At 68.5% G+C, this 23,920-nt stretch carries 22 protein-coding genes; 12 read left to right on the top strand and 10 right to left on the bottom strand.

Annotated elements, in window-relative coordinates; translation table 11 throughout:
* Positions 1–71: 71 nt before the first annotated feature.
* Together ABZ297_RS05055 and ABZ297_RS05050 are read left to right on the top strand one after the other, a co-directional pair.
* Positions 72–1,319: a hypothetical protein gene (locus tag ABZ297_RS05055; RefSeq protein ID WP_355339570.1), complete on the top strand. Its 1,248-nt coding sequence runs from the start codon at positions 72–74 to the stop codon at positions 1,317–1,319.
* Entirely contained in the window at positions 1,288–1,818 is a 531-nt protein-coding gene (locus ABZ297_RS05050) for an NUDIX hydrolase (RefSeq protein ID WP_355339567.1), read from the top strand. Before ABZ297_RS05055 ends, ABZ297_RS05050 begins: the two co-directional genes overlap by 32 nt.
* A 155-nt stretch (positions 1,819–1,973) precedes the next feature.
* Here the strand turns inward: ABZ297_RS05050 and ABZ297_RS05045 are convergent, their stop codons facing one another.
* A complete protein-coding gene (locus tag ABZ297_RS05045) occupies positions 1,974–3,248 on the bottom strand; it encodes a DNA cytosine methyltransferase (protein ID WP_355339564.1) in 1,275 nt (424 codons plus the stop codon).
* Between the two features lie 85 nt (positions 3,249–3,333).
* Between ABZ297_RS05045 and ABZ297_RS05040 the strand changes: the two genes are divergently transcribed.
* Positions 3,334–3,831, top strand: a complete 498-nt coding sequence (locus ABZ297_RS05040; protein WP_355339561.1) for a very short patch repair endonuclease — start codon at positions 3,334–3,336, stop codon at positions 3,829–3,831.
* A gap of 43 nt (positions 3,832–3,874) precedes the next feature.
* On the opposite strand, the gene ABZ297_RS05035 is transcribed toward ABZ297_RS05040, so the two are convergent.
* From ABZ297_RS05035 to ABZ297_RS05020, 4 genes are all read right to left on the bottom strand, one after another.
* Positions 3,875–4,468, bottom strand: a complete 594-nt coding sequence (locus ABZ297_RS05035) for a hypothetical protein (protein ID WP_355339558.1) — start codon at positions 4,466–4,468, stop codon at positions 3,875–3,877.
* Positions 4,469–4,476: 8 nt separating this feature from the next.
* Positions 4,477–6,234 carry a DEAD/DEAH box helicase family protein gene (locus ABZ297_RS05030; protein ID WP_355339555.1) on the bottom strand — a complete coding sequence of 586 codons (1,758 nt, stop codon included), beginning with the start codon at positions 6,232–6,234 and terminating at the stop codon, positions 4,477–4,479.
* Positions 6,234–8,747 (bottom strand): ATP-binding protein, encoded by a 2,514-nt coding sequence (locus ABZ297_RS05025; protein WP_355339840.1) that lies wholly within the window; start codon positions 8,745–8,747, stop codon positions 6,234–6,236. The genes ABZ297_RS05030 and ABZ297_RS05025 overlap by 1 nt, the downstream gene beginning before the upstream one ends.
* 480 nt (positions 8,748–9,227) lie before the next feature.
* Positions 9,228–9,767 carry a hypothetical protein gene (locus tag ABZ297_RS05020; protein WP_355339552.1) on the bottom strand — a complete coding sequence of 180 codons (540 nt, stop codon included), beginning with the start codon at positions 9,765–9,767 and terminating at the stop codon, positions 9,228–9,230.
* Positions 9,768–9,879: 112 nt separating this feature from the next.
* Between ABZ297_RS05020 and ABZ297_RS05015 the strand changes: the two genes are divergently transcribed.
* The 5 genes from ABZ297_RS05015 to ABZ297_RS04995 are packed head-to-tail and all read left to right on the top strand — an operon-like array spanning position 9,880 to position 13,509.
* On the top strand, positions 9,880–10,413 hold the full coding sequence (locus ABZ297_RS05015) for an RNA polymerase sigma factor (protein ID WP_355339549.1): 534 nt from the start codon (positions 9,880–9,882) through the stop codon (positions 10,411–10,413).
* Positions 10,397–11,155, top strand: coding sequence for a hypothetical protein (locus ABZ297_RS05010; RefSeq protein WP_355339546.1), 759 nt, complete (start codon positions 10,397–10,399; stop codon positions 11,153–11,155). The genes ABZ297_RS05015 and ABZ297_RS05010 overlap by 17 nt, the downstream gene beginning before the upstream one ends.
* Complete coding sequence (locus tag ABZ297_RS05005) at positions 11,152–11,838, top strand: hypothetical protein (protein WP_355339544.1); 687 nt, start codon at positions 11,152–11,154, stop codon at positions 11,836–11,838. The genes ABZ297_RS05010 and ABZ297_RS05005 overlap by 4 nt, the downstream gene beginning before the upstream one ends.
* Complete coding sequence (locus ABZ297_RS05000; protein ID WP_355339542.1) at positions 11,835–12,638, top strand: hypothetical protein; 804 nt, start codon at positions 11,835–11,837, stop codon at positions 12,636–12,638. Before ABZ297_RS05005 ends, ABZ297_RS05000 begins: the two co-directional genes overlap by 4 nt.
* Before the next feature lies 1 nt (position 12,639).
* Entirely contained in the window at positions 12,640–13,509 is an 870-nt protein-coding gene (locus tag ABZ297_RS04995; protein WP_355339539.1) for an ABC transporter ATP-binding protein, read from the top strand.
* Positions 13,510–13,712: 203 nt separating this feature from the next.
* Here ABZ297_RS04995 and ABZ297_RS04990 read toward each other — a convergent pair whose 3' ends face one another.
* Positions 13,713–14,543, bottom strand: a complete 831-nt coding sequence (locus tag ABZ297_RS04990) for an NAD(P)H-binding protein (protein ID WP_355339536.1) — start codon at positions 14,541–14,543, stop codon at positions 13,713–13,715.
* Positions 14,544–14,618: 75 nt separating this feature from the next.
* On the opposite strand from ABZ297_RS04990, the gene ABZ297_RS04985 reads away from it, so the two are divergent.
* A complete protein-coding gene (locus ABZ297_RS04985) occupies positions 14,619–15,566 on the top strand; it encodes an AraC family transcriptional regulator (protein ID WP_355339533.1) in 948 nt (315 codons plus the stop codon).
* A 131-nt stretch (positions 15,567–15,697) separates the two neighbouring features.
* Here ABZ297_RS04985 and ABZ297_RS04980 read toward each other — a convergent pair whose 3' ends face one another.
* Positions 15,698–17,329, bottom strand: coding sequence for a sensor histidine kinase (locus ABZ297_RS04980; RefSeq protein WP_355339530.1), 1,632 nt, complete (start codon positions 17,327–17,329; stop codon positions 15,698–15,700).
* 123 nt (positions 17,330–17,452) lie between these two features.
* Between ABZ297_RS04980 and ABZ297_RS04975 the strand changes: the two genes are divergently transcribed.
* The 3 genes from ABZ297_RS04975 (at position 17,453) to ABZ297_RS04965 (ending at position 18,889) form a co-directional block, all read left to right on the top strand.
* Positions 17,453–17,824 (top strand): hypothetical protein, encoded by a 372-nt coding sequence (locus tag ABZ297_RS04975; RefSeq protein WP_355339526.1) that lies wholly within the window; start codon positions 17,453–17,455, stop codon positions 17,822–17,824.
* Positions 17,825–17,947: 123 nt separating this feature from the next.
* Positions 17,948–18,280 carry a cupin domain-containing protein gene (locus ABZ297_RS04970; RefSeq protein ID WP_355339523.1) on the top strand — a complete coding sequence of 111 codons (333 nt, stop codon included), beginning with the start codon at positions 17,948–17,950 and terminating at the stop codon, positions 18,278–18,280.
* 60 nt (positions 18,281–18,340) lie between these two features.
* On the top strand, positions 18,341–18,889 hold the full coding sequence (locus tag ABZ297_RS04965; protein ID WP_355339520.1) for a DUF488 domain-containing protein: 549 nt from the start codon (positions 18,341–18,343) through the stop codon (positions 18,887–18,889).
* A 27-nt stretch (positions 18,890–18,916) separates the two neighbouring features.
* Here ABZ297_RS04965 and ABZ297_RS04960 read toward each other — a convergent pair whose 3' ends face one another.
* The 3 genes from ABZ297_RS04960 to ABZ297_RS04950 all read right to left on the bottom strand — a co-directional run bounded on the left by ABZ297_RS04960 (position 18,917) and on the right by ABZ297_RS04950 (position 23,915).
* Entirely contained in the window at positions 18,917–19,477 is a 561-nt protein-coding gene (locus ABZ297_RS04960) for a hypothetical protein (protein ID WP_355339517.1), read from the bottom strand.
* A gap of 151 nt (positions 19,478–19,628) precedes the next feature.
* Positions 19,629–19,796, bottom strand: coding sequence for a hypothetical protein (locus ABZ297_RS04955; RefSeq protein WP_355339514.1), 168 nt, complete (start codon positions 19,794–19,796; stop codon positions 19,629–19,631).
* A gap of 18 nt (positions 19,797–19,814) precedes the next feature.
* On the bottom strand, positions 19,815–23,915 hold the full coding sequence (locus ABZ297_RS04950; protein ID WP_355339511.1) for a hypothetical protein: 4,101 nt from the start codon (positions 23,913–23,915) through the stop codon (positions 19,815–19,817).
* Positions 23,916–23,920: the final 5 nt, after the last annotated feature.

Raw genomic sequence — 23,920 nt, 5'->3', positions numbered from 1 at the left:
AGGAGAGGGCCTGCGTACCGGCGCACGGTCACTGACAATGAGAAGCGCCGACGAATACGAAGAGCGTTCGGATGAACACGGAGGTGCATGCCGTGGAGTCACCCCAATGGGCGGCACGGATCCGAGCCGTGCGCAAGGCGCGACTCTGGGACGTGCACACGATGGCCCGAAGGCTTCGCACAGCTGCTGGAGACGATGGCCGCGACCTACCTGATCACGAGTCGCTCGTTCGGTCCATCCGCCGGTGGGAGTCGGGGAAGATCTCCGTCCTGAGCGAGCGATACCGGCTGCTGTTCTGCCGGGCTCTCGAAGTCGCCGAGGCCAGCCTGTTCTCCGACCCCATCGAGGTTCCCGCACCTCGCCCCCAGTCGGCCGCCCATCACGATCTGGACGCGATGTCCTCCTTCCGTGGCGCCGATCGGCGCGTCGGCGGAGGCCATCTGTACGCCACCGTCATGGGATACCTGGAACAGGACGTCGCGCCCAGGCTGTTCGGCGGCTCGGACGGGGCGACAGCGTTCGTGGCCGCCGCCGCGTTCACCGAGATGGCCGGCTGGATGGCACACGACGCCGGCCAGGACGACGCCGCCCACCGCCACTTCGCTCGGGCGCTCGACCTCGCGGGCGTCGGCGGAGATCGAGAGCTTGAAGCTCACATCCTGGGCAGCATGAGCTATCTTGCCCGGCATCTTGGATGCCCTGACGATGCCGTCCAGCTCGCGCAGCGCGGGACCACCATGCTGGTCGATACCCGAACTGCGGCACCCGCGATGAAGTCACGTCTGCTGACCATGGCGGCCCGAGGGTTCGCGGCCCAGGGCGAGGCCGGTGAGTGCACACGATTGCTGATCCGAGCAGAGAAGGCCCTGGGGCAAAGGATGGGCGAGGCCGCGTCGCCGTGGACCGGACCATTCGACGAAGGCGCGCTGACGCTCGACGCGGCTCGGTGCATGCTGAGACTGGGGCATCTCGGTGAAGCACAGCGACAGGCTCGCCGCGCCATCGCGCTGCGTCCGGCCGACCGGACGCGGAGCAGGGCGTTCGGACAAGTCGTGCTTGCGAGGGTGCTGCTTGCCGAGGGGCAGCTCGACGAGGCATGCGCATTGATCATCGACGTCATCGCCGACACGCGCTCCTTGAGCTCGCTGGTCGTCACTCGACAACTGGCGGGTCTTCAGGGACTCCTGAAGGCGTACCGTGGGAACAAGACCCTCACCGAGCCTCTGAAGGTGCTGAATGGAGCGCTGCGGGAGCGGTGCTGGCTTTACCAGTGGGGAGGTTCTCGTCGTGAACCCGGAGGCCCCGCTCTACGAGCGTGACCCCGAGGCGTGGAATGCCTACCTCGCCGAGGGAAATGCGAAGCAGGCCCGCAAGCGCGTTGGGGCAGACGTTCTGATCCGCGACGAGCACGGCCGGATTCTGCTGGTGGACCCGAAGTACAAGCCGGACTGGGACCTGCCTGGAGGCATGGCCGAGGCGAACGAGTCACCCGCCGCAGCCGCTCGGCGCGAGATCAAGGAAGAGCTCGGCCTGGACCTGGAGATCGGACGGCTGCTCGTGGTGGATTGGGTACCGCCGCATGCGCCATGGGACGACTCGCTCATGTTCATCTTCGATGGCGGGACGATCGCCACAGACCTGTCCCGCTCAATCGTGCCGATGGACGACGAGATCCTTCAAGCGCGCTTCCATCCCGCAACTGACGCCCAGAACTTGCTCAGACCATACGTTTGGCGTCGGCTTCATGCGGCGCTCAACTCCCTGAAGAGCTATACGCCCACCTATCTTGAATATGGATTCCCCCATCGCGGAATCTGAAGTGTTCAGCCCTCATGGGACAACTGGTAGGGCCAATCCGGCAAAGACCATACCCAGCCTCCAACATGCCGCAAGACGTTATGTGACTCAGACTACGACGGAGCACTGTTACGCAACAGAAGGCTTTGCCCGGCGAGAAGACCTGCCTGCGACATTTAGCTAATCTTCGTTCGAAGTTGCTGGAATTGCCGGTGGCGGACATGGTCGTCCTGACCACGGAAGGCTTTGAACTCGCCGAGCCTGTATGCGGTCGAGGACTTACCATTACTTATTTCAATGTGGAAGTCGCGGCCGAGCAGGCTGATTCGACGCTCCAGTTCGTACGGCTCCAGCGGAGTCTCTATAGCCCGGGCGATCTGTGCTGCAGTCATGAAGTCAGACTTGGCACGCAAGACCCGGTAGATGGGGTCATGTTCGATATCCGGGTCGCGTTCACGCTGCTCAGCTGTCCGGTTCAAGGCGGAGGCGATTGCGGTACCGAGTGCCTTGGCTACTGGCGGAGGGAAGGCATTGCCAATTTGCCGATAGTTCGAAGTCTTCTTTCCAGTAAAAGTCCACCTGAATTCGCCGTCGTCCCAACCCTGAATTCTCGCCACCATTTCACAGGTGAGCTTCGGGCCCAATTCCGTCATTGGCCGCGTCGGAGGATAGGGAGGTGCACTGTCATGAACCCCAAAGGCGTCGACGCCCAGTGCTGCCCAGGCACGCTTCGCTCGCGTCGGCCCAAGGTCAGCACCACCGTGCTTCTTGGAGCCACCGACGATTGTGGGGGCGATGTCGTTGGCTTTTTCAGCCCAATCCTCGGCGCCGTCCCAGCCGTTCGCGGCCATCAGCGGGAAGAGGGTTTCACCCACGGTCGGAGGCTTCCCGATCGGCTCAGGCCAGTGGAAGTACGAGAAGTCCTCTGGCGCCATAGCTACGAGTACGAATCGAGGGCGAAGCTGGGGCACACCGTAGTCTGATGCCTGAAGCAGGCGCCACTCGGCGGCGTATCCGAACTCACGTAGCCGGTCGAGGACGTGCTGTCGGTAGCCGGCGAAGCGCGGCAGGCTCAGCCCGCGCACGTTCTCCAGCATGAGCGCCCGCGGCTTGATGATGTACACCAGCTCGATTGCCCAGGCGAACAGATCGCGCTCATCCGTGGCCCCGAGTTGCTTGCCCGCGATGGTGAACGGGGGACATGGAACACCACCCGCTAGGAGGTCTATAGGACGCCCACTCTCGCCCGGGGCATAGTCTTCGGGGTTCCACACGTGCACATCCGCGACATCCCCCTCAGCGATCTTCCACTGTGGGCGGTTGTGCCGCAGCGTGTTAACAGCGTTTGGGTCGAGTTCGACGGCCAGCTCGTGTTCGAAGCCGGCCCGTTCGAGGCCCAGTGCCTGCCCTCCCGCGCCGGCGCAGATCTCAATGACCCGAAGTTCAGTCACTGGAGGTTCCTTTCGTTGGTGCCGGGCGGGTGCCAGCTGTATCTTCGCGGATCCGGAAGGCCTCCGGGTAGATACTGTTGTTGACGTGTCGGGGATCGATAGAGATCAAGCGCGCAAGCAGGCCCATGCGAAGGGCCTGTACCCGGCGCCTCTCAACGAGGGGCGCTCCAGGAACATGCGTGCCAACCGCCGGGCTGATACCAAGCCCGAGGTAGTACTGCGGAGTGCACTGCACCGGCTCGGCCTCAGGTATCGCAAGGATTTCCGGCTCGATCTGAACGGTGTGAAGGTCCGCCCAGACATCGTCTTCACGGCTAAGAAGGTTGCCGTTTTCGTGGACGGCTGCTTCTGGCATGCCTGCCCGGAGCATGGGCGTGCGCCGACGACGAACGACTGGTACTGGACACCGAAGTTGCGCCGCAACGTGGAGCGGGACCGTACCGCTGACACGGCCCTCAGTGATGCTGGCTGGCAGGTTGTGCGCCTGTGGGAACACGAACCGTTGCCCTCTGCGGTAGAGGCCGTTGTTGCTGCGCTGTCGTCTCACACCGAACATGTGTGCGACGTTAGCGAGGAGGTCTGACAATTTAGATCGATCCGTGTCGGCGATCAGTCGCGAGGGCGGCTCAGCCGCGGACCAGGCTCAGCAGATGCTTCTTCTCTGCCTCTGGGATGCTCCTGTTCGCCTTTACGGTGTTCGTGACAATGCTGTGGATGTAGGACTTGTCGATCTCCACGGATCTGAGGCTGTACGTATCGGTTTCCGCCATCTTGGCAGAGACCACTGGAAGTCCTAACTCCCTCAACTCCCGGACACGCCGCTCCGCGTGGACGGCATCTGCCGTAACCACTCGCAGGTAGTCGCCAGGCACGGCCTGACCGAGGCGCTCGGCGAGAAGGCTGAACAACTCCTGGTGCGTTCGGGAGTTGTATGGGATCTTCCGTGCCCAGTCTGGGAGCAGATGGCCGTATTCGCGTTCCATCTCGTACTCCAACGTGTGGCGAACCGTCTGCCAGGCCGTTTCCTGATCGGGGATGTTAGCCCGAAGTAAGGCCTGGTAGGCCGCTGCGGACAACCGCTTCGCCGCGAGGTATGCATCAAGCAAGTCTTGGTGAGATGTGGAACCCTTCAACTGCTCTACCAAAGTCGAGTAAGCGTCCAGGAGGTCCGGCCTCAGGCGCTTCCACTGCTCTTCGAGAACTGAGTCGCCGCTGGGCATGGGGGCTCCTATCTTCGCTTGGTAGCGTCCGGCACGTATTCGGGCGGATACCGAAGAATATGCACATCTTCCCCCGCTTCTTCCACCGCTTTCAGATCACCGAGCCACTCCCGGAGGAACTGTGCACCCGCCTTGTCCTCGTCGTTGGCGTGGAGGAACGTGATCTTACTGCCAAGGCGGACTCGGGATGTCGTCCGCTCCCGAGTGGTGTCGAGCGAGTCTTGCAGGTCGAGCCCTGCGGCGAAGCGCCGGATGTCGGAGACGAAGTCCAGGACCACGACACGGTTCTTACCTGGGGCGAGGCGCAGGCCGCGACCAAGCTGCTGGACGAAGATTCTCCTGCTGTGGGTGACTCTCTGGAACACGACGATGTTGACGTCAGGGACGTCCACCCCCTCATTGAGGACATCGACCGCACAGAGGACGCCGGTCCGTCCCTCAGCGAAGTCCCAGAGGGCCTTGTTGCGGGCGACGGGGTTCATGGCTCGTCCGGTCACGGAACGTGAGTAGATGGCTTCCGCGCGCGTGAACGCCATCGCGTTGATCCGAGATGCCATCTTCTCAGCGTGATCGATCGTGCCGCAGAAGACGATGGCCCGCGGGTTCGCCTGCTCTGGCCATACCTCCGCGAGGCGTTCCACGACAGCGTCGTCCCACTCCTCGATGAACAGGCTCCGGTTGATGCCCTTCGGACTGAACCGTTCGCCCTGAAGTTGCCGCAGGGCGTCCCAATTGATGTTGTCCGTGTACATCCGGTAGTCGACATTGGCCAGGTATCCCTCACGGAGGCCACGAACGAGATCGATGTTCACCACGGGGTGGTCAAACCACTTGCCTAGAGCGCTGCCATCAGGGCGCCAAGGTGTCGCGGTCATTCCGACCAGGAAGGCGCCGCCGTCGCCCGCCGAGAGTTCGTCGAGGACTGCGTTGTACGCCAGTGTGCCCAGGTGGTGACACTCGTCCACTACCACCAGATCGAAGTGCGGAAGCTCCCGGCCAGAGGCCAAGCTGGACGCGACACTGTCGACGCAGGCGAATACGACATCCAGATCCTTCAGCGCATCCGGATCGGGCCGCTCATGGCCATTCCAAATCCCAGTGGACTGAGAGGAACGAAGCATCGGCCAGAACGATCGCTCAAGCTGGTAGACGAGCTCGTTGCGGTGTGCCAGTACGAGCGTCTTGGCACCGGGCCGAGTGAGCGCGAAGCGCCGGTAAAACTCGGCCGCTACGAAGGTCTTCCCCAAGCCTGTGGCGAGCACGATCAGAGAGCTGCGGGAACCACGAAGAAGCTCGCCCATGATTCGGTCGACGGCCTCGGCCTGATAACTGCGCAGTTCGAATCGCTCCGGCAGGCGTTGGGCCAATGACTCGTTTGCTGCGAGTTCTGCTTGTTTGAACAGCTTCCTGCTGTCCCACAGTTGCAGCGGGATACCCTGCGCGATCAGTTGGCGCTGCTGCTGATGCACCGCCTGTGTGAAACCGCTCCTGCTTACGATCACGGGGACGTCGGCCTCGTAGCGCTGACTCGCAGCCAGAGTCTCTGCGACGATGTCCGACCCCACTGCTGCCCGCCATCGCTTGACCTGGAAGAGCCACCGTCTCCCGGCTTTGGTCGCGACAACGTCTGCTCCGCCGTCACCGGAAGTTCCCGCAAGCCGCACGTGTTCGAACCCGCGTGCTATGACCAGTCGCATGACCATCCGCTCGAACGCCTGCCAGCCGGTGCCGCTGAGCAGCAGGTCACTCACAATCCGCTGGGCCATCAGAGCTTGCTGTCTAGGAAGTCCGCCGCAGCGCGCGCCCGGATGACAAGCAGGGGCTCCGGCCGCTGGTAGCGCAAGTAAGAGGCACAGTCCTCCAGGCAGCGCAGGTACTTCGTGGCGAGTTCCTCTTGAAGACCGGCGGCGACCATGGGGCCGAGGTCGTCGCTCGGCCAAGGGTCCCGCCAAACCCTCCCGCTGAACCAAGACTGCGGGAGCTTTCGAAAGAATGCCACCAGCGCGGTCGCGTCGCAGTAGCGGAGATACTCGCCAGACTGCTTCATTCGGCCGAGTTCGCTCAGGTCGATCCCAGAAGAGATCATCCCTTCGGCGAGCGAACGCTGCTGCTTCTCATCCAGGTCGGCGTAGAAGTCCTCGGCTTCAGGGATGCCGGCGAGCCGCTCAGCGATGAGCCGGAAGAGCTGTTTGATCTCCTCACGTACCCCTTCGGGCGTCTCGGCGACCAGGTCGCTCCAGGCGCGTCGCAGCACCTCAGCCATGAGGACACCCGGAGAGTGCCCGTTCTGTCCGGTTAGAGACGCGTAGTTGTCGTAGAAGAATTGCGCGGTTTCGGCAGCCACCACGTCCTCAGGGCGCATGCCCAGTTCGCTGAAGGCAGGGTGGGATCGGTCGATGAAGACGGTGATCTTGCCGATCTTCTTGTGGCTGAGGACAGGAATCGGCGCTCGGCCGTATGCGGGGATAATCGGCCGCTGCATCATCCGGGAAACGACATCCACGGGCGCACTGGTCGTGCCGTCAGCCAGGCCGATTGCCAGGCCGATTGCCGAAAGGTCGTTCCACTCCTCTGAAGCGGCAAGCAGCTCGGCCTCGCTGGCGGGGTGGGCTGAGCCGCGAACCAGCCCGCAGGTCAGACATGCATCGTCGTCGGCTGTGTTCGTATCGGCGCAGAAGGCGCAAGTCCACGGAACAATGACTTCGGGGATCTGGGAGCTGCCGCAGACGTCACAGCTCACGGCAGACTTGGCCAGCTCTGCGTCGCAGTGGGTGTTCAGGCACGCCTTGCCCACCAGGATGAAGTCACACGCCTCGCAGATCTCCGCCCTTGGGGCGTTCTGGAAAGCGCACTCAGGGCACTCGGGCAGCTCGTCGATCGGCTTGTCATTGGCGCCCTCAACGAGCTCCCACCAACGGGCGTCGTCGTAGTAGCCGGTCTCCTTTCCCTGGAACCGCGAGAGATACTCCCGCTCGACCTCGCGAGGTATGCGCTCGGCCTTCCCCTTTGCCGGGTTGTACTGCCCCATGTACATGTCGGCCCGGCCGAAGTTGCGGACCTTGCGGTAACCCTGGAAGAGCATCGACACGTAGGAGGAGTTCGTTTCGCCCGCGGCCCACTTGCTTGGCAGCAGGGAGCCACCCCGCAGGAACTCCATCGCGGTATGCCACTCGTCACTTGTCCGCTGGAAGTCCTGCTTGGAGAAGTCAACCGGGACGTGATCGAGGTGGACCTCCCCGACGATCCGGCCGTACTGCTGGTCGATCGGGTATTCCTTCTCGGCCCTCTTGGTGTTCTCGTCGATGTACTCGAAGAACGCGGACTTCTCACCGATGCGGATCGCCCGGCCGTTGCGGATCAAGTCGATGCCGTACTCATTCTGATCGTCATATCGCTGGATCCCCACCCAACCCCAGACACGCTCCGCGACCTCCCTAGACTCCGTGCCGCCGCACCTGGCGCAGGGCAGGCCGTTCATCAGAGTCCCGTCTTTAAGGCAGCGAATCGACTTGGCGAGTTCCCTGTCGAACGGAATGCGGGCGGGGATCCGACCATGTCCAGTCCGCTCAACAAACCGACTGGCGTCCCACACGCAGTGCTCGAACGCTGAGTACGACTCGCCGTTGACCGTGATCTTCGTACGGGTACCGCCCTCACCTCGCAGGAGGGTGGCGTATCGGCGAGCTAACTGCTGGCGGATGACGTTCTTTCCCAGCCCTGCGAGCTTGCGGATGAACGCGTTGTTCGGGTCGCCCTCCGGCCACCAGTCGCGAACCTCCACGATCGTCCCGTGCTCTAGCCCGTGAGGCTTGTCGATGACCTCAGCAGGCACCTCGAAGTTCCCCTGCTCAATCAGTTTGGGCAGGTCTACGGTGACTTGAAGTGCATAAGAATCCTCGACGCGGGCGGACGTGAGCCTCGTGACTCTCCCCAGCTTTCCTGTGGCGATATTGAACCCCATGCCGAACAGGCCCAGGGTGTCGAACGCGTTCTTGGAGGAGTAGCCAGCTCTCAGCGCGTTCGCAATCTGCTCCTCTGTGAGACCTGGGCCTGAATCACGCACTCGCACGTAGCCCTCGCCCCTGGCCACCTCAGATGCACCTGGCACCTCCAAGAAGATGTGGCGGAACGTGGACGGCTTGCCCAGGATGTCCGCAGCGCGGAACGAGTCGATGGCGTTGTCCACAAGCTCGCAGAGCGCATCGAGCGGATTGATGGGAGTGCGAGTGAGCGCCAATAGGACATTTGGCGTGGGCTGGATATCCACGAGCTTGTGCATGCTCACGGTGGCTCCTTGACCATCAACTCGGAAGAGAACAGGCACAGCGTACGATGCGCCTGCGACAAAAGCCGTCCACATGATTAAGCCTGCAGGGAGCGCCACGTCCGAGGCGTGGTCGGGCGGTGCAACGCTCACCGGGCGCACATGACAGGCCGCCGCAATGGCACCCCTGACCGGTTGATGGCGCGCATTCGCTCGACAAGACCTGCAACGACATCACCGCGGCCACCTGGTGCTCAGCCGAGTTTCCCAACGTCCCGCACGACAACGAGCCGAAGACCCAGGTGTTCATCGACGCCGGGAGGATGGGACTTCTCCAAGAAGAGCACGAGGAGATGCATTGACGCCGGTGTCGTCGCACGGAACGTCTACGTGATGGGCACCGCTCCCTGCAACTGGTCGTCACGGTCGCGGCGTTTCTCTCTCGGTTAGCTCCTGATCGCAAAGCGCGGTTTCCCGTCAGACCGAATCTGGCGACTACAGCCAGCTGGCCCGGACGCTGACAGCCGCTTCGTCGCCGGGCGGCCTGCCGAGCTCCCCCTTCTGCACCCTGGTGAGCAGGCGGTTGACGCTGTCGAGGATTTCGGGGACGCACGCGCGAACCCTGGCGACATCCGCCGCGATCACGTCGTCGCGCTCTATCCCGGCCTGCTCCAGCACCCCGTCGAGATCCGCCAACCTCTCCGCCAACCAGTGGAGGGGGTCGCTCGACAGCTCCTTCGTGAACACGCGCCTGCCCGGCTCCCACTCGCTGAAGACCGGGTGATGGTGGGTCCGGTCGAAGCTGCCGTACGGTCCGGCGACCGATTCCAGCAGATCGACGCGCCAGATGGGACGGTCGACGTGGATGGGTCGCGCGGAGTAGATGGACCCTTTCAGCTGCCCTTGTTCGAGCATGCGTACTTCGAGACGTACGCCTCTCTCGGCTCCTTCCTGCCCCTTGCTCGGATTCGGGTCGACGAAGTAGATGTTGCTCACGGCCACGCCGATCCGCTCGAAGCCGAAGACGTACAGCACGCGGTCCCTCCTTACGTCGGGTGTCACTCGAAGTATGAACAACGTGTCGAGTGTCTTCAAACGTTGTCGGTTGAGTGAACCGGAAGGGGGTGGTGGTGCTACTCACATACCGATGAAGGGGACTGAGCCGGATGCGGGCGTTCTGGTGCGGGTGGCCGAGGGGGATGCCGGTGCGCTGTCCGAGCTGTATGAGCGGTACGGCGGGCCGCTGTTCGCCTTCCTGTTCCGGCTGGCCGGTGACCGGGGGACGGCGGAGGAGATCCTTCAGGACACGTTGCTCGCCGTGTGGCGCTCAGCCGGGACGTTCCAGGGGCGGTCCAGCGTGAGTACGTGGCTGTTCGGGGTGGCTCGCCGTCAGGCGCACAACCGGTTACGACGGGTTCCGCCGCCTGCCGCCGCCGAGCCATGTGACCGGGCCGACGGTCTCCCCGGGCCGGAGGAGTTGGCCGTCGGAGGCGACTGGTTGGAGGCGGCGCTGGCCCGCCTGCCGCTCGCGCAGCGCGAGGTGGTCGTGCTCCACTTCCTTGACGACATGGCGCACCAGGACATCGCCGACGTGCTGGGCATCCCGGTCGGCACGGTGAAGAGCCGCCTGCACCACGCTCGTACGAAACTCAGGGAGAGCCTTGATGAACAGATGGCCTGAGCTGGACGGGGTGCCCGCTCCGCCGCCAGCGGACCAGATCGTCCCGGCGGTCCTGAGGGCGTCCGCGGTGGACGGTGGGCTCGGGGACGTGCGCGCGCACACCGTGTCGGCGCCGCGGCGGGCCTGGCAGCTACTGGTGGTGGAGGCGCGGCTGCTGAATCCGAGGGTCTGGGCCGCGTCGTTCGTGGTCATGGCCGTGTGCGTGGGGTTCTCCCTGGTGAGGGGGGTGGTTCTGGAGGCCGTCCTCAGCCTGGGGGCTCCGCTGGTCGCCGGGGTCGGGGTGGCGGGCCTGTACGGGCCGGAGCGCGATCGCGCCTTCGAGGTCGTCGCGGTCACTCCCACGTCGCCGCGAGTCCTGCTGCTGGCGCGGGTCACGCTGGTGTTCGGGTACGACCTGGCGCTGGCGCTGCTCACCTCCGCCGTGCTGGCCGTGGCCGGGGGACCTGCCACGGGGGTGGCCACGCTGGTCGCCGCCTGGCTGGGGCCCATGGCGCTCCTCGCCGGTCTCAGCCTGCTGCTGTCGGTGTGCTGGCATCCGGGGGGCGCGACGGGGGTGGCGCTGGCCGTCTGGAGTGTGCTCGCGCTGTCCCATACGGATCTGCCGATTCCACCAGAAGTCCAGCTGATCTGGTCGAGCGGTCCGTTGACGCTCGGCCTGGCCGGGCTGCTCACCGCCGCCGCCATCGCGCTGGCGGGTCGCGTTGAACCGATGCGGCGAGGCGGCGCTACCCACCGTCCGTGAAACCCCTGGATCTCTGGATGTACGAGGCGAGGCGGGCAGGGCTGGCCGCCCTGCTGGGGCCTCCGGTGCTCGCCGTCCTCACCCTGCTGCTCGCCGTCTTCGGCACCCGGCTCGGCTCGCGCGTGGAGAACACCCGCTGGTTCCTGATGGGCGCCCTGGAGATGGGGGTGCCGCTCCTGGCAGGGGTGGTCGCCGCCTCGCTGCCCGGCCGCGATCCGGCGGCCGAGATCCGGCTGAGCGTCGCTCACGGGTACCGTCCCGCTCTGCTGCGCCGCCTGGCTGTGGCGCTCGGCTGCACCGCCCTCTGCGCGCTGTCCGTCTCGGCGGCGCTGATGGCCTCCGGCTGGTGGACGTTCAAGTACGGCGGGCTGGCCGGTCAGCTCGTCTGGCTGGCTCCCGCGCTCTGGCTGGCAGCGGTCGGGTTCTTCTCGGCAACCGCCCTGCGCAGCACCGCGGCGGCCGCGTCCCTGGTCGGCATCGTCTGGACGGGCGAGCAGCTGATCGGCGGCACCCTGTCGGACAACGCGACCTACCGCCTCCTGCACCTGTTCGCCACCACCTCCAGGCTGCCCGACTGGCCGGTCAACCGCCTGTTCCTGCTGTCCACCGCGCTGGCGATGGTCGCCGGGGCGTGGTTCCTGCTCGGGAACGCCGAGCGCGTCCTCAGAGGGGAGACCGAATGATCGCCACCCTGCGCTACGAGTTCGTCATGCAGATCCGCCGCCCGTCGCTGTGGATCGTCTACGGCCTGGTCTTCGCGGTGCTCGTCGCCACGCTGTCGTACTGGTCGCTGGACCTGGGGCTGAACGACGCGCACGTGCCCAGGAGGGCGATGGCGACCGCGGCCGAGCTCCTCGTCCTGCTGCTGCCGATCGTCTACGGGTGCATGCTCGCCGACCGGCCGCAACGCGACCGGCTGCTGCGCGTCGACTCGATCCTGGACGCCACGCCGACCGGCCGGACCGCGCGGCTGGTGGGGAGGTATCTGGGGGTGTGCGCGGCGACCGCCGTGCCGTTCGCCCTGGCCTACTTCGGCCGGGTGCTGCTCTACGTGGTCGCCGAGGGGAAGCCTTCGGCGTTGGGCTGGGCGACGCTGTTCTTCCTGGGGTCCGTCCTGCCGGGGCTGCTCTTCGTCGGCGCGCTGGCGTTCGCGGGGCCGCTGCTGGTGCCGCCGATGGTGTTCCGCGTCCTGTTCGTGGCCTACTGGTTCTGGGGCAACCTCATCCCGAAGGACCTGCTGCCCACCCTGTCGCACACGATCCTCACGGCGACCGGCGAGTACGTCAGGAACGCGGTCGCGCCACGCTCGCTCGAGTACCTGCCCGGCGACCTCGAATATGCGGACGCCCCTCCTGCCGTGCTCGACTTCCTGCGTCCGGAGGCCACCCCGGCCGTCGCCTTGCTGTGGGTGGGCCTGATGGTCGCGCTCACGGTGGCCCTGCTCTCCGTCGTCCGTCTCCACGCGTCCCGAAGCGAGTCCTGACATGCGCATCGAAGTCACCGGCCTGACCAAGACCTACAAGGACGGCGCACGCGCCCTGGACGATCTCCACCTCGACGTCCCGACCGGCATCTACGGCCTGCTGGGCTCGAACGGCGCGGGCAAGACCACGTTCATGCGCATCCTGGCCGGGTTGCTCAGGCCCACCTCGGGCCGGGTGCTCGTCGGCGGTCACGACCTTGCGACCGCGGAGGGACGGCTGGCCGTCCAGCGCACGCTCGGCTACCTGCCGCAGGACCTGGGCGTCTATCCGGACCTGACCGCCCGCCGCTTCCTCGACTACATCGCCCTGCTCAAGGGGCTGCACTCCAGGCCGGAGCGGCGGCGCAGGATCAGCGAGCTGCTGGAGCTGGTCGCGCTCTCCGACGCCGCCGACCGCAGGCTCAAGGGCTTCTCCGGCGGCATGCTGCGCCGGGTCGGCGTCGCGCAGGCGTTGCTGGCCGACCCCCGCCTGCTGGTCGTGGACGAGCCGACCACGGGGCTCGACCCGGAGGAGCGGATCCGGTTCCGCATGCTCCTGTCGCAGCTGGCCGGGAACCGCACGGTCCTGCTCAGCACGCACATCGTGGACGACGTCGCGCAGACCTGCCAGCACCTCGCGGTCCTGGCCAGGGGCCGCCTGGCGTTCCAGGGCTCGGTGGCCGACCTGGTCTCCCACGCCCACCAGCGGGTGTGGACAGTGACGACGTCAGGCGCCGCGCCCACCAGCGGCCGGGTCGTATCCGCCCTGCCTGAGGGCACGGGCATGCGCTACCGGATCATCGCGTCCGCACCACCGGACCTCGGCGCCCGGCCTGCCGAACCCACCCTGGAGGACGGCTACCTGGCCCTCATGGACAGCGTCCACGCCTGAGCCCTGTTCGCGGTCATGCGCGACACCGCCACCTACGTGGCGACAACTCCGGACCGGCATTTCACCGCCCCTGTGTGGATCAGCGAGTTCGGCGCCGGCAAGTCCGCCACCGATCAGGACAAGGTGTCGGCCGGTACGGCACGCCGGACGCCCTGTACTGCCGGAAACTCTGAAAGGCCGCAGTCCCTCGTCTGCTCAGCCGGTCAGGTCCAGGCCGCTTTCACGTACTCCTCGAAGGCGCGCGGTTCGCGGCCGAGCGCGCGCTGGACGCCGTCGCTGACGTAGTCTCCGGAGCCGTGCCCGATCGCCTCCAACAGCCGGGCCAGGATGTCGGCGAGGTCGGCGGGCACGCCCCACGTCGCCAGTTCGGCGGCGTAGGCGGCTGGCTCGACGTGGCGGTAGCGGATGCTCCGCCCGCTGGACTCGGCGATCATCGAGACGGCCGTGCCGAACGACAGCGGCCGCGGTCCCGACAGCTCGTAGACCTGTCCCGCGTGCCCGTCCTGCGCCAGCGCGGCCACGGCGACGTCGGCGATGTCCTCGGCGTCCACGAACGCCTCCCTGCCCTCCCCGGTGGGAAGAGCGAGCTCGCCCGCCTGTACGGCGCCGGCGAACAGGCCCTCGCTGAAGTTCTGCGCGAACCAGGACGGCCGCAGGATCGTCCACTCCAGGCCCGACTCCCGCACCGCCCGCTCGGCGAAGGGCTCGCCCGCGTAGTCGGCATCCCTGGCCGACAGCAGCACCAGACGCCTGACCCCGCCGTCTGCCGCCGCGGCGGCGAAGGCCTGGACAGTCGCAATGTCCGGATGCTCGTTGGGGAAGACGATGTAGACGGCGCCGGCGCCGTCCAGCGTTGACGCCCAGGTGCCGGGGTCGTCCCAGTCGAACCTGGCCAAGGAGGAGTGGTGGGCCGAGGCAGATCGAGAGGCCGCCCGCACGGGCAGGCCGAGGTCGGTGAGGCGGGCGACGACCCTGCGCCCGGTCTTGCCACGCCCGCCGAGAACGAGGATCGGTGCGGTGCTGGTGAAGTTCATGATCCCGAGCCAACCGTACCGGCCTGAGACGGAACATGGTCAGAACACGTGGGGGCATATGGCATCGTCTCGGGCATGGATCTGCTCGACGACTACCTCTCGACGGTCAGGGCGCACGGCGCGCTGTTCGCCCAGTCAATCGGGACCCCGCCGTGGTCGCTGCGCTTCGTCAAGCCCGCCCCGCTGATGCTGGTCACCATGCTGCGCGGCGACGGCTGGATCGTTCCCGCCAGAGGGCGCCCGCTCCCGCTCGGCCGCGGCAGCGTCGGCCTCGTCCTGGCCGAGGGCAGCGGCGCCTGCACACTGGCCGACCAGCCCGAGACCGCGCCCCAGGTCTTCATCAACGCCGACAACCTGTGCTACGCGGCGGGCGAGGATCCGGCGAGCGCGGGCGACCACTTCAAGGTGGCTACCCGCACCTACGGCGCGGCCGACGGCAGCGACGTCGTGGTCACCGCGGCGTATTCGATGCACGGCAACGTGTGCAGGCGCCTGCTCCACTCGCTGCCTGGCGCGCTGGTGGTCCCGCACGAGCCGCAGTTCGCGCCGCTGCTCGACCTGCTGGCCACGGAGATCGCCGGTAACCGGCCAGGCCAGCAAACCACCCTGGACCGGCTGCTCGACCTGCTGCTGGTCCGGGTGCTGCGATCCTGGTTCGCCCATCCCGACGCGCGGCCGCCGGCGGGTTACCTGGCCCTGGCCGACCCCAGGATCGGGCCCGTCCTGCACCTGCTGCACCGCCACCCCGACCGGCCGTGGACGGTGGCGACGCTGGCCGGCGCGGCGGGCATGTCCAGAGCGGCCTTCGCCCGCAGGTTCACCGCCCTCGTCGGCCGCCCGCCGCTGACCTACCTCACCGACTGGCGGATGACGCTCGCCGCCGACCTGCTCCAGGAGCCGGCCACCACGATCGCCGCCGTGGCCCGCCGCGTCGGCTACCGGGACCCGTTCACCTTCAGCGCCGCCTTCAAGCGCGTGCGCGGCACCGCCCCGAGCAACCTGCGCCACCGCCACGCCACCTGACGCGCCAGGAAACACCGGCCGTCCCAGCCGCCACACGTCCTGCTCGCCCCAGCTACACCGGCTTCACCCTCTTCGGCTAACGCCGGGAGTTCCGGCCGTCAACCGGTGACGGCTTGGTGCTCCGAGGAGGCTCAAGCCCGGTTTCGGTCTTCTCTCTGAGCCGTGCCGACCAAGGTCGAGCTCTCGTCCGTTGCCTGGGACGGCTCGGGGGCGGAGAGAGGCAGCATGACCTCGACGCGGGTGCCCTTGCCCGGTTCGCTGGTGACGACGCAGATGCCGCCGAGTTCGGCGGCGCGCTCGCGCATCGAGGTGAGGCCGACGCCCGAGCGGCGCGCCTCGGGCAGGCCGCGCCCGTCGTCGCTCACCTGCACCCGCAGGGCGGACCGGTCGCGTTGGAGGACGATGCGACCGCGGCTCGCCTGGGCGTGACGCCGGATGTTGGTGAGGGCTTCCTGGACGATCCGGTAGACGGCCACCTCGACGGCCGCCGGCAGCTCCGACAGGTCCCCTTCGACCGCTACCTCGGCGGACTGTCCGGCCAGTTCCCGGACCGCGCGGGCCAGGCCGAGGTCGTCGAGGGCCGGCGGGCGCAGGCCGTAGACGAGTTCGCGGATGTCGCCGGTGACCGCGTCCATGCCGGAGCGCAGCTCCTGGAGCAGGGCGTCGGCCGAGTCTGGGGAGTTCTTCAGGGTGCTGCGGGCGATGTTGATGGCCATGGCCATGCCCGACAGGGTCTGGCCGAGCCCGTCGTGCAGGTCGCGCCGCAGGCGGCGGCGTTCCTCCTCCCGGGCGGTCAGGATGCGCTCTCTGGAACGTTGCAGGTCAGCGGACATGCGCACGGCGTGCGCGACGTCGGCGGCGTACGGCGTGAGCGTGGCGAGCACCCGCTCGTCGTGCGCCGCGGGGAAGCGGCGCGGGCCGGGCGGGCCGACGAGCAGGCGGCCGACCCGTTCGCCGTGCCAGACCAGCGGCACCTCGCGGGCGGCGTCCCCCACCCGCCCGTTCTCGACGTACTGGGGCTTGCCGTCGGCCACCTCGACGGCGACGCCCTCGACGGCGAGCCCGTCGCGCAGCACGCTCAGCACGGACGTCAGTGCCTCGGCCGGGTCGCCCCTGCGCACCGCCTGGGTCAGCCGCTCGGCGAGCACGCGGGGGTCGCCGACGCGTCCGTACAGCAGGCGGTCGACGGCCCGTTGCAGCGCGCGCCGCAGCGGCTGGAAGGACGCCCCCGCGAACAGCGCGGACGCGAGCCCGGCGACCTGGTCGTAGCCGGAGACCAGCAGGCTCGACACCGCGCCGACGCCGAAGTAGACGGCGCTGACGACGACCAGCAGCCCGGCCGCGACGAAGGCCCGGCTGATCACGGTGTCGATCCCGTAGAGCCGGTAGCGCATCACCGAGAACGCGACGGCGACGGGGATGAGCGCCGCCCAGGCGATCGCGAGCCACGCCAGCTGGGACGCGAACACACCCACGACCAGGAACACGATGTACCCGGTGAACGCGAACAGCGGCCAGCCGATCTGACGTCGCCCGACCGGGTCGGCGTGCCGCAGCCGCAGGGCCAGGGAGAGCGCCGCCACCGCCATCGAGACGTAGATGGCCGTCCACGCGAGCGTGGAGATCGTGTCGTTGTACGGCGCGAGCGCGGGAATCTGCAGGGGGTTGTGGATGACGACGGGAACGGGTAGTCGGCGGCGGGCGGGTCCGGGCGGAAGATCGCGCGGACCATCTCGGTCGTGAGGGCGGCCGTGCCCAGCCAAACGGCCAGGCGCCAGCGCGGGGAGGGCAGCCGCCCGTCGGGCGAGTACAGCGGCACCAGGGTCGTGAGTGTCAGGCCGCACGCCGCCCACCCGACCTGGCCGGGGAGGCGCAGGTAGCCGGCCGTGACGATGTCGCCGTCGGCGGCGACGCGGAGCATCAGCGCCTGGGTGAAGTCGCTGACGCCGCCCGCCAGGCCGCCGCCGCACATCAGCCAGGCCATGTTGAGGCGGGGCCGCTGGAAGAGGAGGAAGGCGCCGACGGCGGGGAACGTCAGGGCGGCGGCCGTCTGGGGGGTGGCGATGGTCGCGGGCTGCCACTCCCCGGGCAGCCGCGCGAAGATCATTAACGCGGCCGCCGCGAGGATCGGGGACACCACCGCCGTGGCGACGGCGGCGACCCGCGCCACGGTCACCTTGACCGCCCTGGAACTCCCGGCCATCCCGTCCCCCGCCCTCTCCAGCCGCCGACGGCAGGACAGGATTATGGCCCCTTAATCGTGATATTCCGCCTGTCGTGGCCGGGCTGTTACCGCCGGCCGCCTCCGGTGATCAGGAAGGATCTCGTGTCACGCGTCGGGATCCGCGGCTCGGATACGGGCTCCTGACAGACTCGGTCGCATGCAGAAAATCTCCTTGGACGCGCTCGTGCGGGAGCATCTGAAGCGCGCCGCCGCCTCCTCGACCGGGCGCAGCGCCGAAACCGTCTTCGGCGGCCACGAACACGTCCTGCGCCAGACCCTCATCACCCTGACAGCGGGCACGTCGATGGCCGAGCATGAGAACCCCGGCGAGGCGACCCTCACCGTGCTGCACGGACGGATCCGGCTACGCAGCGGCGACGTCTCCTGGGAGGGGATGGCCGGGGACTTCCTGGCGGTGCCGCCGTCCCGCCACAGCCTGGAGGCGCTGGAGGACTCCGCCGCCCTCCTCACCGTCGCCAAACTCCCCTGACCGGGTGACACGCACCCCGGAGACGGGGCCCGGGGCCGGGCTGGTGACAGACTCGGTCGCATGCAGGCACGGGAGCAGCAGAGCTCCACGACTCTGGTGACGTTCGGGCACGGCCTCGCCACCCGCGAGCAGCTGGCCGAGCTCCTGCAGGGCGCCGGCGTCCAGGCCGTCGTCGACGTCCGGACCGCTCCCGGCAGCCGGCGCAACCCGGACGCCGGACGCGACTCCCTGAGCAGGTGGATGCCGGCAGCCGGGCTCGACTACCGGTGGGAGAAGCGGCTGGGCGGCTTCCGCGAGGCCGCGCCGGACTCACCCGACGTCTTCTGGAGGAACGCCTCCTTCCGCGGGTACGCCGGACACACCCGCCACCCCGACTTCGTCGCCGCCATGGACGAGCTGCTGCGGCAGGCGGCCACCGCCCGCACGGCGGTGATGTGCGCCGAGGCCGTGTGGTGGCGCTGCCACCGGCAGCTCATCGCCGACTTCGCCGTCCTGGCCCGGCACGCGCACGTGCTGCACCTGGCGCACGACGGCGGGCTCACCGACCACCAGCCGACCTCCGGCGCCCGCCTCCGCGACGACGGGCTCCTCGTCTACGACCAGCTTTGACATCCTCCCCCGCCTGCGAGCGTCGGGCTAGCCGCGCCGCAGCTCCTCGATCGCGTGGCGGGCGGTGGCCTCGTCCACCCGGGGGCACCGGTATCCCTGGGCGGCGATGTGCGCGCACAACCCCTCGTCGGGACGGATGCGATGCTTTTCGAGGTAGTAGGTGATGGTGTCGGTCCAGATCCAGGTGCCGTCGGTGCGGAAGGTGAGCGGCACCACCTCGCCGCGCGCGGGGTCGAGGAAGTCGACGTTCGTCCCGGTGGTCGACAGGATCGGGGTGCCCGCCTTCAGGTACGCGGCCAGGCGGGGGTCGTCGTCGCGCGGATGGTCGGGCAGGAAGTACGGCTCGCCGTCACGTACCCCGTCGAACACCTTGGCCAGCGTGAGCGCGGGCATGATCTGCACGTAGCCGTTGCTCCACCCGCGCAGCTCGTCGAACGTCTCCTGCGAGGTCCAGCCGCGAGCCGTGGCCATGGTCTCGACCATCGAGCGGATCTCGGCCGAGCTGAACTCCAGCCGCCCATCGGGCTCCTGGGTGAACGTGCCGAGCACGTCGCCCGACCTGACCTCCAGCACCTTCAGCGTGCTCATGCGCCGCGCACCCCGCTCAGCCGGACGACTCCGGCCTGGTGCAGGCTCCGCAGCAGCGAGAGGTCGTCGGCCGGTGGGGCCTGCGCGGCCGAGGTGTTCCTGATGCGTGGGCTCACGCCGTCAATCCTCCAGCATCTGTCTCATCACGTCCTCAGGGGGCTGCCAGCGGGTGACCGCGAACAGGGCGGCGAGCTGGTCCCTGTCGGCCTGCCTCGGGAACGTCCTCGTACCCGTGGTAGAGCTTGAGCAGCCGCACGTGGTCGGCCACCGAGGTGCCGTAGTCGGGGACGCCGACGTGCACGTGTCCGCCGGTGTGCATGGTGACCTCCCCGCCGTGCTAGTCCCAGCCGAAGTGGTGCTCCGTCCGTCCGGCCGGGCCCGTCTCCGTCGCGATCAGCGGGGTGTCGCCCGTCGCATGCTCCGCCACGTGGTAGAGGCGGTCCATCGTGAACTCGTACTCGCGCAGCAGGTCGTGCCGCTCGAACTCGGGGCGCAGCGCCTGGATTCGCTGGGTGATCAGCTCGATGTCGCTCCTGGTGAGCGGGTTGTCGACCCAGCCGAACAGGCCGTCGGGCCGCCGCCCGAAGAAGTTCCGGGCGAACGGCTGGCCCCTGTAGATCCTGAGCCCCTCGGAGTTGTACGCCCGTGCGTGGTCGATGCCGAAGAGCCGGCCGTCGTCGGTCACCAGCAGGTTGCCCGCGTGCCGGTCCACGTTGCCGGTCAGAATGTCGAGCAGCCCGATGAGGATCGCGTCCCGCCGGGTGCGATAGCCGGGCAGGGCGTGCGCTATCTCCATGGCGGACGAGCCCTCGATGTACTCGCCGATCACGGCGCCGCGCTTGTACGGGTCGAGGATGACGTGCGCGACGTTGGCCTCGATCGCCCGCCCCACCTGCGAGACCACCGCCTCCAGGCGGGCCAGGCGCTGGGCTCCGCTGTGCATGACCTTCTTGACGGCCAGCGGCCGGCCGTCGTCCAGGACGAGGTCGACCGCCCCGTCCTCACCCCTGCCCAGCGGGACGTGGTTGACGTCCTCCGATTCGGCGGCCCGGTGCAGCGCCTCGGGGACGGCCGGCAGGTGCTGCCCGGCCGGGCGAACGTCGGCGGCCACCGCAGGGGGTTCGATCCTGGTATCGGGCACGGCGATGTGCCAGGCGCCGTCGTCGCGGCCGGGGAAGATCGGGCGGCCATCGGGGGTGTAGCCCTGGACAGCGGCGGTGTGCGCCTGACGGTCGGCGCCGATGTAGACGAGCCGGTCGCCCGCGATGATCTCGCGGCCGGTCGTGTTCGCCAGGTCCTGGAGCAGGCGGTGGTTGGTGGCGGTCTCGCAGCCGAGTACGCGCAGGGCCGCGTCCGGGTCGGCGAGCAGTCGCGGGTCGTGCACCAGCATGGTGCCCAGGTCTCTGGCGGTGAGTCGTTGCTCGCCGATCAGGAAGTGCGTGCCATCGCCGGCGATCCCGACGTCCAGGATGCCGTCGGTGGACCGCAGCAGCCTCGGGTCCGCCGTCGGCATCGTCGTGGCGGTGGGGTCCCGGTACCAGACGCCGGAGTCGGTCTCCTGCCTGAACCGCTCGATCAGCTCCCGATGCCGCGGCTGGAGGTCGGGCGCCTGTCGCACCGGCAGCGGCTCCGGGCCGAGCTCTACCATGAAGAGCCTGGTGCCCGGCTGTCCGTCGGGCGCGCGGAAGGCCTGGTGGTGGGCGCCGATGATCTTCATTTTGGTGCCCGGGGCGTGGGCCACCCGGCCGTCGCCGAGGTCCCGGCCCGTCCTGGAGTAGGTGACGACCTCCAGGGGCGCGCGGTGGTTGATGTTGTAGGCCAGCCCGCTGACGACCGTCTCGGGCAGCGTGAACTCCTTGCCCGGCTGAAACCTTCTGACCGGGATGTCCTCATCCCGGTACACGGTGCGCGCCGGCTCGGTGTCCCGGCCGAAGTGCTGCTGGGCGCCGCCCGCCCGGTCCTGTGGGTGGGCGATGAGCGGGGTGTCGCCGGTCGCGTGCCGGGCCACGTGGTAGAGCCGGTCCATCATGACGTCGTACTCGCGCAGCATGTCATGCCGCTCGAACTCGGTGCGCAGCCCGTGCAGGCGTTCCGTCATGAGCTCGACGTCCTGCCTGGTCAGCGGGTTGTCGATCCAGCCGAACGTTCCGTCAGGGCGCCGGCCAAGGAAGTTGCCGCGCAACAGCAGGTGCTCGTACACGTCGAGGCCGCTGAACTTGAGGTTGAACGATCGCCCGTGGTCGATCCCGAAGAGGCCGTCGACGGTTAAAAGCAGGTTGCCCCGATGCCTGTCGAGATTGACGACCAGCACGTCGAGCAGCTCAAGCAGGACCGCCCCCGGCCGGAACCGCACGTCCGCCCCCATGGGCGTCCGGCCCGGGACGTACTCCATCAGGACGGCGTCGGGCCGGCCAGGGTGCGGCCTGGCGTCCGCGACCGGCGCCTCTATGCTCTTCGCGACCTGCGACACCACCAGCTCGGTGGCGACCTGCTTGGCGTCCCCGTGCATGATCTTCCTGACCACGCCGGTGCCGTCGTCCAGCGTGAACAGGTCCGCCAGCCCCTCGCTGCCGGCGCCCAGCTCGTGCCACTGGCTCTCATGGGCGGCCGCGGCCGCCTGGACGGTGTCGGCGGTCAGGCCGCGCTCCGGCTCGGGCCAGACGACGGGCACCTGGGCGGGGCGCTCGGGCGGCAGGACGCGCGACTCCGGCACGGCCCGGTGCCAGGCGCCGTCGTCGCGGCCGGGGAAGATCGGGCGGCCATCGGGGGTGTAGCCCTGGACGGCGGCGGTGTGCGCCTGGCGGTCGGCGCCGATGTAGACGAGCCGGTCGCCCGCGATGATCTCGCGGCCGGTCGTGTTCGCCAGGTCCTGGAGCAGGCGGTGGTTGGTGGCGGTCTCGCAGCCGAGTACGCGTAGAGCCGCGTCCGGGTCGGCCAGCACCCGGGGGTCGTGGGCGAGCATGGTGCCCAGGTCCGTGGCGGTGAGCCGTTGCTCGCCGATCAGGAAGTGCGTGCCGTCACCGGCGATCCCGACGTCCAGGATGCCGTCGGTGGGCCGCAGCAGCCTCGGGTCCGCCGTCGGCATGACGTGCGTGGCCGGGTCCCGGTACCAGACGCCCGCCGCCACCTCATGCCTGGACTGCCTGATCAGCTCCTGCTGCCTGGCCGTGAGCTCCGGGGCCGGCCGGGGCTGCCCCTCTGCCCGGGGCCCCTCCGCCCGCGGCGGAGGCTCGGGGGAGGCGGCGGCCGGGCTGTCACCGTCCCGGCCGAAGTGGTGCGCCAGGGGGTCGATGATCGATCCGGGGCCGCCGGCGCTCTCGCCCCCTTCGGCGTTTCGCCCCCAGTTGATCATCTGGTCGATGTCGCCGGCCCGTGGCGCCCGGTGCGCGGTGGGCTCCGGGTGCGCGGTGGCCAGGGCCGTCTGACGCTCGGACGTTCCGTCCGCGGCACGCGCCACGGTCCCCTCCGGTACGGCGTACGTCGCCGGGTCGGCGAGGTCCGGCCGGTGCGGCGGGGCGGGCATGGCGTCGTCGCCGTCGCGGATCCGGATCGGGACGGTGGTCTCGGCCCCACCGAGAGCTCGGGGAGGCGTGCCGGGATCGCCTCCGCGGGGTGGCGGGTGGCCTCCGCCGTGCGGGCTCCAGCTTGCCCAGTGCGCATCGGCCCCGCCCAGCACCCCCGAGGTGAACCCCTTGGCCACTACTTCCCAGTCGATCGGTCGCCCGCTCATCGCCTCCGCCGCCAGCGTCGCACCCGCCGACGCCACCCCCGAATGCCCCATCAGCATCCACAGCGACCGCGTCGGCAGCGCCCATGCCAGCCCGGTGAGCAGCCCGCCCGTCAGCGCCCCGATGCCGGCCGAGGACCCCACCTGCGCCCAGTCGATGCCGTCGCGCCGCGTCTGGGACGCCTGCACGTACAGGTCCATCCCGCCCATCAGCAGGCCGAAGAACGCCACGTTCATCAGCAGACGCTGCGCGAACTGCCGTACCGTCCATCGCGCCGCCTGCGCCCGCACGCCGAACGTCGCCGCCGCGGTCAGGCCGCCCACGGGGTTGGCCAGGGCCCACACCAGCCACGCCATCTGCACGATGAACAGCAGCACGGCCAGCTTGATCATCCGCTTGGTGTACTGCACCTGCACGCCGAGCCCGTTGAGCCCCCGGGCCAGCGCCACCAGCTGCCCCACCAGCTTGGCCTGCCGCCCGCCGACGACCTCGCCGACCCGCTTGGCGAACGCCTTCAGCGCCTCGCCGTCCCACTCCCCTTGGACGCTGTCGGCCAGCCGGGCCCCGTCACCGCCGGCCCCGACCACGACCTTCCGCGCGGCCAGCACGCAGCCGTCGGCCAGCCGGAACAGCACCCGCTCGTCGGCCTCCGGCCAGTCGGTGCCGACCACCCAGCCGACCCAGGGCCGCAGCCATTCGGGGATCCCCATCCCAT

It is taken from the genome of Nonomuraea sp. NPDC005983, assembly GCF_040614375.1.
GTDB lineage: Bacteria > Actinomycetota > Actinomycetes > Streptosporangiales > Streptosporangiaceae > Nonomuraea.
Note: the sequence above shows the minus strand (reverse complement) of the source record. Positions and strands in the feature narration are given on the sequence as shown.